11 protein-coding genes are annotated in these 14,440 nt (G+C 40.3%); 4 read left to right on the forward strand and 7 right to left on the reverse strand.

The window, feature by feature from the left end; all coding sequences use genetic code 11:
- Position 1 precedes the first annotated feature (1 nt).
- Entirely contained in the window at positions 2-1,279 is a 1,278-nt protein-coding gene (locus KJS57_RS07960) for a hypothetical protein (RefSeq protein ID WP_213654332.1), read from the forward strand.
- A gap of 78 nt (positions 1,280-1,357) precedes the next feature.
- Here KJS57_RS07960 and KJS57_RS07965 read toward each other — a convergent pair whose 3' ends face one another.
- The 6 genes from KJS57_RS07965 to KJS57_RS07990 form a co-directional block, all read right to left on the reverse strand.
- Positions 1,358-2,491 (reverse strand): cysteine desulfurase family protein, encoded by a 1,134-nt coding sequence (locus KJS57_RS07965; RefSeq protein WP_213654333.1) that lies wholly within the window; start codon positions 2,489-2,491, stop codon positions 1,358-1,360.
- A 15-nt stretch (positions 2,492-2,506) separates the two neighbouring features.
- Positions 2,507-2,887, reverse strand: coding sequence for a DndE family protein (locus KJS57_RS07970; protein WP_213654334.1), 381 nt, complete (start codon positions 2,885-2,887; stop codon positions 2,507-2,509).
- Entirely contained in the window at positions 2,884-4,887 is a 2,004-nt protein-coding gene (gene dndD, locus KJS57_RS07975) for a DNA sulfur modification protein DndD (RefSeq protein ID WP_213654335.1), read from the reverse strand. The genes KJS57_RS07970 and dndD overlap by 4 nt, the downstream gene beginning before the upstream one ends.
- 18 nt (positions 4,888-4,905) lie before the next feature.
- A complete protein-coding gene (dndC, locus tag KJS57_RS07980) occupies positions 4,906-6,411 on the reverse strand; it encodes a DNA phosphorothioation system sulfurtransferase DndC (protein ID WP_244861448.1) in 1,506 nt (501 codons plus the stop codon).
- Positions 6,401-7,495 (reverse strand): DNA sulfur modification protein DndB, encoded by a 1,095-nt coding sequence (gene dndB / locus KJS57_RS07985; RefSeq protein WP_213654336.1) that lies wholly within the window; start codon positions 7,493-7,495, stop codon positions 6,401-6,403. Before dndB ends, dndC begins: the two co-directional genes overlap by 11 nt.
- A gap of 177 nt (positions 7,496-7,672) precedes the next feature.
- Positions 7,673-7,894 (reverse strand): helix-turn-helix domain-containing protein, encoded by a 222-nt coding sequence (locus tag KJS57_RS07990; protein ID WP_213654337.1) that lies wholly within the window; start codon positions 7,892-7,894, stop codon positions 7,673-7,675.
- A gap of 106 nt (positions 7,895-8,000) precedes the next feature.
- On the opposite strand from KJS57_RS07990, the gene KJS57_RS07995 reads away from it, so the two are divergent.
- Complete coding sequence (locus KJS57_RS07995) at positions 8,001-8,288, forward strand: DUF6809 family protein (protein ID WP_213654338.1); 288 nt, start codon at positions 8,001-8,003, stop codon at positions 8,286-8,288.
- Positions 8,289-8,477: 189 nt separating this feature from the next.
- Positions 8,478-10,286 carry a sugar-binding protein gene (locus tag KJS57_RS08000; protein ID WP_213654339.1) on the forward strand — a complete coding sequence of 603 codons (1,809 nt, stop codon included), beginning with the start codon at positions 8,478-8,480 and terminating at the stop codon, positions 10,284-10,286.
- A 75-nt stretch (positions 10,287-10,361) separates the two neighbouring features.
- Here the strand turns inward: KJS57_RS08000 and KJS57_RS08005 are convergent, their stop codons facing one another.
- Positions 10,362-10,760, reverse strand: a complete 399-nt coding sequence (locus KJS57_RS08005; protein WP_213654340.1) for a hypothetical protein — start codon at positions 10,758-10,760, stop codon at positions 10,362-10,364.
- A 292-nt stretch (positions 10,761-11,052) separates the two neighbouring features.
- Between KJS57_RS08005 and KJS57_RS08010 the strand changes: the two genes are divergently transcribed.
- Complete coding sequence (locus KJS57_RS08010; RefSeq protein WP_213654341.1) at positions 11,053-14,169, forward strand: S-layer homology domain-containing protein; 3,117 nt, start codon at positions 11,053-11,055, stop codon at positions 14,167-14,169.
- Positions 14,170-14,440: the final 271 nt, after the last annotated feature.

A 14,440-nucleotide genomic window follows, 5' to 3' on the forward strand; every position in this document is an offset into this window, starting at 1 on the left:
GATGAATCATCATCATACACACTTTGTTTTAAAATTCCCACAAATGTATGGAATTGAAACCTTAAAGGAAGTATTAAATTCAGAGGAATTAATTAACATAAATCACCAATTCAATATAGTCGGTGATTTGATATTTTTTTCGATTTATGATATTGATAACAATTCTAGAAAGTATGAAAAAAGCAAAAAAGTAGTTATCAGAACAATAGGAATTATTGAGGGAACATATTTATCTGTGTTATATGACTCTCAAACCGCAGAGTATCTGGAAAGTATATCTTCTTCAATCTATGAACTTGAAAGAAATTTTAGGAATTTAATTGAAATAAAGATGTTAAGAGAAGTTGGACCTATGTGGAAAAATCAATATTTATCAACAGGCGAAAATACCTTTGATCGCCGTACTGGTCGTAAAGATGATATATTTAAATATTTAGCCAATCCACTAGACGATTATAATTTTAAAAATCTAAGTAGTTTTGTTAAAGAGAATATAAGAAAGAATAGAAATGATATTTTAGAAAAGTTGGAGATTATAGATAAGAAGTTAGATAACATTAAAAAAATTAGAAATGGAGGAGAGTTACTAGAGGTTACTGAAGATATTGTTGGGGAATTAAATCATCTAAAAGTTTCGTTAAGTAATACAAATGACTTATTTTCAGAAGATATTTATACCCACATCAAACCTGATCTTGTAGAAGAATGGAATAGAGTATATGATTACAGGAATTTTTGGGCACATAATATTTTTTTAATGACAGAAACAGAATATAGCGAGTATCATCGTCTAAGCCAAAGAATTAACAAAAAGATCACAGTTGAATTGACAATTGATACTTTACTTGATTCCCTAAATTTTAAAGAGTACGATGGTGTAGTCAGATTAACAATTAGTAAATATGAAAATGAAGTTGTTCAATGTGAAATTAAGATAAAGTTTTGTTGTTTGGGTAAATATTTTTATGTGTCTAAGTTAGAATCTGATTACTTAGATATTTATTACTTTTTTTGCGTATTGTTTAAAAAACAACAGAGTTTTATTGAGAAAATAAATAGTACCTATTTTAAAAACCCGTATTTATCCAACATATTTTTTACCCAAAATGAGTTGTTCACTGAATGGTTAGAACAGATTACGGAGGAAGAAATTCAGGAAATAGTAAAATCTCTAACTGAAGAATATAAATTTAGTGTTAAGACTGCAAATCAACCTAGTGAAGGGCTTGTTACAGTAAATGAAGACCATCATAAATTCTTAAAAAAAATATTTTCCTAAATAACAAAAAGACTCGCGTAGTTCGAGTCTTTTTGTTATTTAGGATGTTTAATAATGAAATAATTAAAATACTAACACTTATTTAATCTGTTTGAATAAATCCAGTTGGTTTTCATTGATTTCAGAACTCAACGTAATCCTAATCGTCTGCCGCACTTCTTCAAGTGACTTACCAGCCGCATTTAATACATGACTAGGCTTGCTTGAACTACATGCGGATCCGGAGGAAAGAGCTGCATACGTCGAGAGTTTCTTCAGAAGAAGTTCATTATTGACTCCAACAAATTGAACGCTAATTAACCCCGGAATCTTGTTCTTCTCATCACTATTAAACCTTATCTTGTCCCCTAAATTTGTCTTCAGTATTTCTGTAAGGTATTGTTCTAGTTCATTGAGTCTCTTCACATTACTATCGAGATTCTTACGAGCTAATTCAGCAGCTTTACCTAACCCTACAATATTATGAACCGCTAAAGTTCCGCTACGATAATTATTTTCTTGCCCGCCACCATGAAAAAGAGGAGTTAATCTCGTATAAATTTCCTTGGATTGTTTTCGAATGATCGAAGCTCCTACTCCTTTAGGGCCGCCTATTTTATGACCAGACAAAGATAGGAAACGAATACCGTTGTGCTTATTTAGATTAATAGGAATTTTACCTATAACCTGTGTTGCATCCGTATGAAAGAATAAACTATTTCCTTCAAATATAGATGCAATCTCTTCAATCGGATTTAAAGAACCAATTTCGTTGTTTCCCCACATGATTGAAGTGAATAATGGTTTGTTTTGGTTTACTGTTTCTTTTACCTGATCTGCGTTAACTCTTGCAAACTGATCTACATCTAAGAAATTAACACTGAAATCACGCTCTTCTAAATACTTAAAGGTTTCGATTACAGAAGGGTGCTCAACTTTGGAGGTTAGCAAGAATTTGTTGTTAGGAGCTTGCTTACCATAATAGTCAGCTATACCCTTGATAATCATATTATTACTTTCGGTTGCTCCGCTTGTAAAAACAACCTCGTCAGAATCGCAACCTAATAATTCAGCTACTTGTTCACGTGCATGGGTTACCGCTTTTTTTGCATTCTCTGCCAATGAATAAAACTTACTGGATGGATTACCATACTCCTCTTTAAGATAGGGAAGCATGGCATCAAGAACTTCAGGATGAATTCTTGTGGTTGCACTATTGTCTAAATAGAGCATGAAGTCACCTACTTTCTATTGAAGTAGAAAGGCGCGTATGAATTTTTCATAGTTACCTGCACTTTTATATTCTGCAGCTAGTGTTCTAATTCCGCGTTCTAGATGAGCATTAAAAAATCCAGGAAAATACTCTTCGTCCGAAAGTTCTCTTCCAGCTGCCTGAGTAATTAATGCTCGAAATACATAGTCATACTCGCCAGTTACTGTACTTCGGTTAAGGACTAGTCCGTCAGAAAAGTCTTTTGTAATTGGATCTATTTCTACCCCTGAATTGTTATTTCGTAATGAAAGTACCACAGCATAACGAATAAGAATATTAGGGGTAATTCCGGTAGAAGCTTGAAGCTGTAAAAGTATCTCTTTGGCGTATTTAGATGTTTTTAAAGTAAAATTCATTGGCAGCAATTCTCCCTGGCCATATCAAAATAGTGACCTTTAACAATTTCCGTTTTTTCTTGGCCTTCATTAAATTCAAGCGTGTAGCACCGTGAAGTAATGTTTCTAATGAGCTCATATTGCTCTAAGCCAATTTCAGAGTCCGTTGTGAAAATAAGAACCTGCTCACCACATTTGGGAATAAAGTGTTGTATTAATGCATTTTTATGGTCCAAATCCAGTCGTCCCAAAAGAGTATCGAAAACAAAAGGGAGCTTCCAACCGGATACTTTGAACATTGCCCAAATGACTGTCAACATAAGCATTTCTTTTTCGCCCGCAGAAAGGCGCTCTTTTATGATCTCTTGCTTGTTCTTATTAAAAAGGCGTAGCTCAAATGAAGTATGATCGATATGCATCCGGTCAATGTATGCCTTTTTTCTAAAGATGATGTTGATCATTTTTATAGCCTCATTAGCAACATCATCTAATTTCTTGCGCCATTGTCGTTCTCTGAAACGTCGGCTTATTTTCAGCAGTTTTTCAGTCATTAGGAAAGAGTTCTCGCCTTTATGATACTCGTTAATTTTTTCTTCAAGTTTGTTAGCGAAGGCTTCTTTGGTTTGAATGTTTTCAATCATCATTTGGATTTCGTTTTGGTACTGCTCGCTTAATAACTTTAACTGTTCAACCCTTTGGGTTTTTACTTCTATGTTTTTAAGAAGGTCTTTGAATTCGCTGGATTGATCATTTTTCTCAATTGCTTTTCTGAGTTCGTGAGTCTCTCCTAATAGTTTTGCATTTTCATCAAAAAGAGCAATATAGTCTGAAACTTCTAGAGATTTAACCTGTTTGGATAGACTATGAATTTCACTTTGTTGCTCGAAGGAAGCGCGGTGGATTAATTGAGTTTCCTCAGGTTGAAGCATCTCAAGAATTCCGTCATATAGCTGATTAACGTCTAATCTAGTCTCCACTGAATGGATGTCTGATTGTAGGTTATTTACCAGTTGGTTGAGTTTACTTTTCTCTAGAGCTGAGGCGACAAACTCGAATGATTCATATTGTTTTTCAATCTGAAGCTGACGGTCCACTTCCTCTAGCTGATTACGAGCGATATAGAATGGCAAAGTCGAATTGATAAAGGTTTTAACTTTATCGGTATTCATCCTCCGCTGATTTTCAAATTGATTAACTTTAGTGATCAGTTCTTGTCGCTTTTCTTGAATTAGACCTCCATGAATTTCAAAGTCCTTTTTATCTTTGCGAATAAGGTCAGTTAAGGTTGTGATTTCCTCTTCGTCGTGGGATTGTAACAATGTTAATTCCTCTAGACTTTGCTTAAGTGTAGCAATCTCGAACTCTACTTTATTTAGCTCTTCAATCTCTAGTGCTGCATCAGCATTTTTTTGGGTATATTGAAGGCGGTAGGTTTGTAAATCCTTTTCTAAATTCGCAAATAAATCCAGATTAAAAAGAATTTTTCCTGACTCACTAAGATACTCAGGAATCTTTTCCTCTGATACTATTCTAGAAATATCCTCTCCGTCGAAGAGACACAGTTCGAATAAGCGGGGAGGCATTTCTTCTCGCAACTTATTCTGATAGTCGGAGATCTCCTGAGCGCCAAGATGTTTTCCGTTTCTTTGAACCGAAAAGTATTCTCTGATTTTTTGATTTTTTATTGTCCAGCTACGTACGAGTAAATACTGATTAGGTTCGAATTCTTCAGTTGAAGTGTAATCAAGTGAAATTTGATAGTTTATTTCGCCTTCGTGAAGGGCATGACGATTTAATAATGAACGAATTTTTCGGTAATAAGGTTCATTCTCCGTTACAAAACCGTATGCCATGGACCCGAACAATACAATTCGTAAAGATTCTAAAATTGTAGTTTTACCTGCGCCATTTTTTCCTCCGAGCAGGATTACATTTTGCTGACCGTTTGTCTTAAAATCAAACTTATTCATATCTCCATGATAAGCGCCAATATTTCGGAGAATCAGCTTATTTATTTGCATTGATTATAAATCCACCTTCTATAGATGTAAGAAATCTTGTTTTAATGTTTTATCAAATGCTTGAAATAAACCTCTTCTTACTTTGACGCCCGAGTAGTCTTTTTCGACAGAAATGAGCTGCTTGAGGAGGTTAAGGTTAATGCCTTCTTCTTGACAAAGTGTTTCCAAATCGGTTATTTGATCCTCTTTAAACACAGGACGATCGTCGTGATGCCAATCATGAACTTGGCCCGTTTCTTCTTCAACAATCTTTGGCAAACGATCTTCCCATTGAAGGTCATCATGCCAGTACTTCCGAATAACTTTTAGTTCTTCAAATGTAATGAGTTCAATGGTTGGATCGTGTAGTTCCCGTATCGCTGTTTGAGTGCGTAGTAAATTTCTTAAGATTTCTTCGCGAGCGCTGAGTGTAAAAGGTCCGACACCAAATCGTTTGAAGTTGCCATCGTCATCTTTAACATATATATCGAGATCCTCGATTGTAGCCAGATTAATGTTATTATCTTTAATAAATTGTTTAATATTGGATTTTTCGATATAAGGATATTTCTCAGCTTCGATTTCTTCTTTCGTAACACCGCCTAAATTAGTAGTAAGATAAACCTCTCCATTCATGCGATGTTTCTGTCTTTTGGAACGATCCTCTCTTATCTCAACTAAAAAATTTCTAAAATCATATAGTGGCCGCAGCCAGTCTACACCGTTATTAATAAAACCGCTTAATGCCTTGTCTTCGTTCACGACAGTGCATGTCCAGCAGCCAAAACGGCTGTTTCCACAGGAGCCAGCACTCTCTTTAACTTCTTTATCGACGACAAGTGGACACTCACTACTAGAATCTTGATATAACTGTAGTAATTCATTGTTATCGTCACCCCAAGGGGATTCAAATTGAAGCAGGAATTCCCAAACATCATCGACATTAAAGGAACGAATAGGGGCAAATACAAAAGCATTGCTCAAGGTTGAATGGCGCATTAAGGTTTTGCCTTCAATGGTATGTGATTGCATAACTGCAGCGCGAGTTGAACTTTCGGAATCTCTTACGCCGAGCAGCATGACAACCTCCCCGAATTGATCGACTTTATCCAAGATAAATCGGTTTGCAGGGTCGATTTTAAGTCGATCCGTGCACCATCTGAACTTCTGACGAGGCGTTGGATACCCTTTTCCTATAATAGAGGCCCAAAAGGTTTGCTCTACTTTAGGACGTACTTTTTGAGTTTCGAATGGTAGACCAAGCTCTATTGCCTTCTGTTGGATTCTTCCCAATGTCCGAGTAATTTTATCAATAATTAATGGTGTCTCTACTAGAGTATCTGAGGAAATCACATACACCTTTTTCTTTAAAAGGGATGAATCCAGCTCAGATAATGCTTGAAATACCAATTGGACCACAGCCGTAGAATCCTTACCGCCACTAAATCCAACAACCCAAGGTCGATTGTCTGATTGATATACTTCTTTTATTAATTCCTTGGCTTCAGTGAACTTACCGCCCGTATTAAATATGTTAAGTTCCAAGAGGGGAGGCCTCCTTCAGTTTATCCTCGATTTTCTGCTCATGTTCTGTAAGAGGAAGTCCAATTTTTTTCTTTATAAGGTTGGCAGTTAGCTGGACTGTCTCGTTGTTTTTGTTAATCCGTCCCGTATGACTATAAGCGCGGCCCTGCCAATCTTCTTTATTATCTCGCTGCCAGTCAATATGCTTCAATTTCTTTACGTATTTCTCCCATTCATCAGGATGATAGAAATAGAGGTAGTATCCTATTATACCTATAGCTTCTAAAAAGACCCCATGAGCTACTATCGAATTTACACGTAAATCTCTAGGGGATGTTTTTTTATTAAGGACTTCCTGCCACTCTGTTATAGTATTGCATAGTAGGACCCAGAATTGATTTGCGAATTCTTTTTCTTGTTCTGAAATGATTTCGCCTTTACGCTTGCCTAGTAGACGACAATTTGTATTAAAAATATGATTTAAGGCAAATAATTTTGGGGAATTCTTTGAAAGGTTTACTTTTTCTCGGTCTGTATATCTATTTAATAATGGAATATCTGAAATAAGAGCCTTAGTTATAAGCGATAATTGATCTCTGTGATCATAGAGAATACCAATTGAAGATGTAGTATTTACAGCATGACGGTTTAAATCTGAGAACATCTGTTGGGATCTGACTAACCCTAAGTCATGAAAAAAGACCACAGAAATGGTTTCCTCACCAAGTTCGGGAAAAACCTTCAGGGCTTCTTCAATTGCTGCTCTGCGATGTTGACCATCGTTGATTAAAAATTTGGAGTCTAAAGAGATTGTTAAGTAGCCAATGTCTTTAAGTTCTTCTGAATGTTCCTGAAAGATCATTTCCCCGTCTACCGATGCAGTGAGGGAAGAGAATATGTAGTCTTTTGGATTCTCAAGAATATAGTTGGTGATGTCAGGAATTCTTGATCTGTTCATTACGCGTTGTGCCCGATGTTCGGCAGGTATTTCTTCTTCATCAAAAAGAAAGATTTTTGGGATTAGCCTGAGCGGGCACATTACAGTGTAGAATTCTCTTCCCGCTTGAATGCCTCGAAGTGCAGGAAAGCTATAACTAAAATTCATAAAGCTCCTCCTTTTCGTCGAATTACGTACGTAATTTTCGTATTTGTAATTTGATTTTACTTTAATACGAACGAATGTTCAATAATTTTTAGTGAATAGATTATGAAAGTACACATTAGAAACGGTTATCAAGAACATTTATTTAATAAATGTAGATTTTTGCGAGAATTAATGTGATTAGGTGGACTCTTCCACCAAATCAATAATCTCCCGAATATCTTTTATATTTAAAGCCTCTGCAATTCTCTCAATATGGCTAAAATTAATGCTTTCACGTTTACCATTAGACAGCTCGCTCAGTGCAGCGTGCCGCACATCGGCTCTTCGGGACAATTCCCTAAGAGAAATTTGATGTGCTTTGGTCAACTCCGCTATTTTAACGACTACTTTTTTTCCCATACCGGCACCTCTTTAAAGTTCATTTACAGCTTGACTATACGTTTAAGCGTACCGTAAAATGTAAGTTGTAGTGGTACTTATATACGTAACAATGGAGGTGCCCCCCATGCCCACCCTTCTAGAATCCCTATACTACGGCAAGCTAATTCCTAGTGAAACGACCGTCCCCCAAGATCCGGAATATCACCAACTAAGCAGACAAATATCCGAATCTATGGACTCATGGAAAAGTAAGCTCTCCGAAAGGGATTTCGAAGAGCTTGAGTCTTTGTTCGATTTATACCAGCAGCTTCAAGGAATGGAACTGGCGGCTTCCTTTGCGCAAGGGTTCCGGTTAGGGGCGGGGCTGATCTTTGAAGTATATTCAGAAGGTTCTAATCAAGCCTCCCGTTAAAATGTTCGAATTTTAAAAGGAAATGCGCGTATTTTGAATGTAATAATTTCAGGCGCCCGCCTAAAATATGGGATGAATTAATAATTTACTTTAAGGAGGTTAATTATGAAAGCGCTTCTATAGGGGCGCTGGCGGAAGTGTCGTAAGAAACAGGGGTAAACAAGACTGGCATTGGGAGGAGATATTTTGATGAAGAAAAGAAAAAGACTGTTCCTGCAATCGATGTTGATGTTGTTGGTTTTTGTATCCATGGTTTTTACGAATGTTTCCGGCGCGGGGGCCGAAGCTTCTGCAGCTGGAGGTCCTGGGAAGCCTGTGCCGCCGGGTAAGAATGGTCTGGATTCCCAAGGCAGAATGGTGGCGAATTTCGGATCGCCCGTGATTGACGGCAATGTGGATAAGGTATGGAGCAAAGCCCAAGCGGTTTCACCTCCACATGGTTCGGAGAAGGTTGAGGCCACAGCTACTTTTAAAGCTTTATGGGATGATCGTGCCCTGTACATTTTGGCGGAAGTTAAGGATAAGCACTTATCCGTTAAATCCGGGACTCCCTATATGCAGGACTCTGTGGAGCTGTTTCTTGACGAGAACAATGACAAGACACAGGAATATGGTCTTGACGATTTGCACTTTCGCGTAAACTACGAGAATGCCCAATCCGTAGACAACGGACAAAGCGAACGGTTTTACACGGCCGCCAAGAAGGTGGATGGAGGTTATGTCATCGAGTCCAGAATTGCCTTCAAGACAAAGCCGGAAGACGGAAAGGTGCTCGGCATCGAATTACAGATCAATGATGCAAAGGAATCGGAACGGATCGGTACCCTGAATCTGTTTGATTCGACGGGCAGCGCGTGGAACGATACGAGGAAATTCGGAGAAATCGTGCTTTCGGGTAAAAGCAAGGGATCCGTCAACGGAGTAAGTCCCTATGACCTCCTGATTTTGATCAAGAGCACGCTCAAGATGGATTTCACGCTCTATAAGAATCCAGGCGTAGTTACGGACGCCCTGATGAACGTGATTGCTTCCAATGTGCTTAACGACAAACAAGCCACCCAACAACAAATTGATGAACAAGTTGCGGTGATTAAGAATGCGATAGGCAAATTGGAAATGACGGAAGAAGCGGCCAATGAGAAGTATTTCAAGGCGGTTCCTGACGAATATCGGATGGAGAGCAACCGGCCGGGGACCATCGAGACTTTAACCTACAAAGCACCTAATTTAACGAACGGGATGGACGATAAGAAGCTGCATGTTTATCTCCCGAATGGATATGATCCATCCGATACGAATAAGAAATATAACGTGCTTTACTTAATGCATGGCGGCGGGGAAAATGAAGATCTTATCTTCGGGGGACCCGGCCAGAGCAAAGAACTGAAGAAAATCCTGGACAATATGATTGCCAAAGGTGACATTGAGCCGCTCATCGTGGTCACACCAACCACCTATGGAGGGAAAAATGATCCCGCCTTGTTCCATGAGGAATTGATCAATAATATTGTTCCGTTGGTAGAAACCAAATATCACACCTATGCGAAATCCGCTAGCTTGGATGATTTAAAGGCTTCCCGGGCGCATCGGGCGTTCGGCGGATTCTCCATGGGTTCTGTCACGACCTGGTATACTTTCATCCATAACCTCGACTATTTCAAGTACTACATGCCATTAAGCGGTGACAGCTGGGTATTAGGTCAGGGCGGCGGAGCAAGCAAGGCTAAGGAAACGGCGGAATATCTTGCGAAAGTCGCTAAAGATGCGGGTTATAAGCCGCAGGATTACTACATTTTCAGCGCTACTGGTAACCTAGATATTGCGTATCCAAACCTGAAGCCGCAGATCGAGGCCATGAAGCAGCTGACGGATTCCTTCATTTATTCGTCGGATACGAAGAAAGGGAACTTCTACTTCATCGTGGGCGAAGGCGGGACGCATGCTTGGAACTGGGTGAACCAGTATATTTACGACATCTTGCCGGACCTGTTCCAATAGGCTTAACCGACAAGTTGTGATAGCAAACCAAAGGCCTCTTGTCTCTAACGGGACAAGGGGCCTGTTTGCACGTAATCATAATTTAAGCGCAGACGTTTTTTCGTTATCTTTCAATGCTCTTTCTTTTATCTCCTGAATTTGCTGCTCCGTTAGCTGCTGAGAATGCAGGATCGCTTCAAGCTGTTTCTCTACGTTCTTTAATTGAATCTGCGTTTCCTGGTGGGTTTTATTCGTTGCTTTTTGGGCTTTGGTGTTGTCCACCAGTACGCAAATGGTAACGCCGGCACTGAAAATCGTAAGGCCTCTGGCTAGCTGATCTACATTCAACTGGTTGAGTGACATCAGGCAATCGGCAACCCCGGCCCCGATGAGAATTCCCCCAATAATCATCACCGTATTCAGAACCCACTTATGTTCTTTTATCGTGCTTATATCCGGTTTGGTGTTTACCACTTTTGATAGTATGCGCTTCATGTATTCTTCCCCTCATTCATTGAACGGTATAAAAAATCACATCAGATTATACTATAAATTCTCTTCTATTATTTAACAACGAGAGTGTAAGATCGGCCGGATTCTTCATCGATCGCTAACAAGCTGCGTTTGAGAGTTTTTTGAGAGATTTCTTTGATAGCATTAAAATTGAGACTTTTAAAATACAGTTAATTGGAGGGTGTTGTCCGCATAGATCGTTACTTCTTAAGAGATAAAGGAATGGGTCGTTAGTTAGTAACTAGTAATTTACTGAACAAGATGGGAGAGTCAGATGAAGAAAAAAATCTTATCATTGGCTGTGGCTCTTATGTTAACAGTCACGAATTTGCCGATGGCGAATGCTTTATCGTCGGTAGCAGAGGTTTATTATAATGTCGGAACGAGCGTTCACGCGAATAGCGATTTTGAAAGCAAATTGAATGATGCTATTAAAGCTAAATTGCAAGCGGCAGGGATTAATCCTAAATATGCAACGATCATGGATGCCAGTGCAAATCCGGCAACGGTAACGGATACGACTTATGTCCATGCCGGTTATGACAGCTGGTATGGGGGAATGTATAACATTACTCCAGAGGTTGAGACTGTCGATTACAATCATGTTCAAATTTCCAATAACGGTAAAGCATTAACTTTCTATGGTTATACCGAACCTGGATATAAGGATTTCATGTTGACAGAAGGAAGTCCTGAAGGCAAGAAGATCATTACGTTTGATATGGACGAATCCAAGGTGAACTATCACAGCATGGAAGGCGGCGGCTTTCTTTTCAATTCAAAGATTGATAGTGATGGGAAACTGAGCGGTTACGCAATTCTATATGTTGCGGGTAACGTCAATGTCTATAAGATTAATGGCATCGACGCAAATGCCCTGCACAATGAGGCTTATAATGAATTAAGCGGGATGAACGACATTACCCTGGTCCAAAATTTTTCAAAGGGAGAGTCGTCTCAGCACAGTATTAAAATTGTAGCCACAGATACGCAATTAAATATGTGGGATAATGGCGATCAAATCATCAAGGATTTGGCTCTTACCAGCGAATTTGGCGGTAACGAATTCGGCCCGATCGTCAGCCACAAAGGCCATGGCTGTGAGATCATTTCTATTTTTGCCTATGACAATATGAAGCTGTTCTCAACTTCGCCTAAAGATGTAAATAAAGCGGTAGAGGATATCGTATGGGATCCCTATTCCCCTTATCGCTATGTCGTGAATATCAATGACGACCCTCGTGAGGATTTGGGTGAAGACACGAATGGCCCCGGTTTGAAGGACGTACTCATTAGGGACAACGTTCAATATGTTGGGGTAACGGATGTGACTTATAAGGATATTGAGGATGAGTTTATCCAAGGCCTTCCGCATGGCGGACTGCACCTCGATTCCGATAAATCCGAGGATGAAATTATTGAAGAAATTGCTAAGCGCGTAGCTGATGAAATCATCTCAAAGAAAGATGCCATTGAGGAGATTGAGCGAACAGAGGAAGAGACGGTTATCGAGTACGGTCCTAACGATTCGAAAAATGGGGTTAAAGATAATCTTACTCTGTTGCCAGACGATGAAGATGTCGTGTGGTATTCCGATGATACATCGACCATTGCTCCTGACGGAACCGTGACGAGACCTGTTATCGATCAAAAGGGGAAATACGTGAACTTGACAGCCAAGATCACAAAAGGCGGGCTTACCAGCGAGAAGACCTTTACGGTGTACGTTCTTGCGGCTGATCCCGGCAAATTAACCAGCCTCTCGGCTACGCCAGGAAATGGAGAAGTTACTCTGAAATTCCCTCCATTGAAGGGTGCAGCGGACGGAGATATTGTGGTTGAGATGTCTACGGACGGAAAAGAATTCGCTCCGGTCACTCCGAAGGAGACATTAAATGCAAGCTCCACAAGCGCTACAGTAACAGGCTTGACGAATGGGAAGACCTATCATTTCCGTTTAAATGTTAAATCCGGATTTTATCTTGGGGAATCCAACGTGGCTACCGCTACGCCAACTGCACCACCGGTAACTACGCCTCCTGTAACAACTCCTTCGGCTCCTGCACCTTCGACGCCTCCGGCAGCGCAGCCGACGATGAAGACGGATGTCGTTGTTTCCGACCAAGCCAATGGGGGCAAAGTCGTTCAAGACAAAATTACGAAGTTAATTGGGGACAGTCTTAAGGTAACGGGGAAAATTAAATCGGCAAACGGTAAAGAACTGAATCTGCCGAATATTGTAATGAATCAAGATGGAAGCTTTACGCTTCCGAAAGTGGCGCCTGGCGAATATAAATTGTCGCTGAACGTGATCGCGCCTAACGGGGAGAAGCTGGCTGGGCCTGCGGGCACGCTGGTGGTTGATAGCAAAGGTAATGCCAGCTTGAAGGTCGATTTGGTCGATCCTTATGGAACGATTCTCGATTCTGTAACGAATCAGCCGGTATCGGGTGTGAACATGCAATTGTATTGGGCCGATACGGAACTGAACCGGGCCAAGGGCAGAAAGCCTGGAACTGTTGTTAATTTGCCGGAGCTCCCGGATTTCTCGCCGAACAAGAACCACAATCCGCAAGCTAGCACAGACGAAGGCCAATACGGCTGGATGGTTTACGCGGACGGCGACTATTACTTCTTAGGCGAGAAGAACGGATACATTGTATTCGACAGCCGTAACGATAAGCGTGAAGAGAGCTTTGGGGACGACAGTTATGTAAAAGACGGCATCATCCATGTCGGCGATACGATCGTGAAATTCAGCTTCTCCGCACAACCGAAAGTGAAAGCGGCAGGCGATCATAGTGCGTATATGGTCGGATATCCTGACGGCACTTTCAAAGCGGATCGTGGTATTGTCCGGGCAGAGGTCGCGGCGATCTTGTCCCGGTTGTATACTCCTGAAGCGAAATCCACTAAGGTTTCTTATTCGGATGTAAGCGCAAATTATTGGGCCGTAAATGCGATCACGACGGCAACCAGCAACAAATGGATGGTCGGTTCCGGCAAGAATACGTTCAAGCCGAAGCAACAGATTACCCGGGCGGAATTCGCGCAAATTCTTATGAATTTGTACAAATGGGATGCTGCAAGTGAAAGCACCTACTCCGACATCAAGGGACATTGGGCTGAACAAGCTATTGCATCGGCCGAGAAACAAGGTCTGCTGTTCGACTTCACGGGCCAAAAGTTTAATCCGAACCAACCGATTACGAGATTGGAAGTTGTACGGATCTTTAACGAGCTGCTGGGTCGTAAACCATGGCTTATCAAAGTAGATCCGAAATGGTCCGATGTTTCGGTGAATCACAGTAACTATTCGGATATCATGGAAGCTTCAATTCCGCATGCATTCGAGCAATTTGAGACTGGGGTCGAAGACTGGAAGAAGTAAGACCGATTTAAACGAAAAGCCCGCTCCTGGAGCGGGCTTTTCTTACTGTATAAGGTTCTTTCCGAGTTTCACTATACCTTAGCGGAGACATGTCATGTTATAATTGAAATTGTAATATTTTGTCGATTTTAGTTGAATAGATTGTGATTTGTGTGAGTAAAATGGGAACCGGTTCGAACATAGAGAGTAGCAGGGAGGAATGAACGAGTGTCCTATTTTGATTTAAGGCTTCCAGGCACAGCGATTCAATTTCATCAGGAGCTACGTGATG

Origin of the sequence: Paenibacillus vini (assembly GCF_018403325.1) — a bacterium.
GTDB lineage: Bacteria > Bacillota > Bacilli > Paenibacillales > Paenibacillaceae > Fontibacillus > Fontibacillus vini.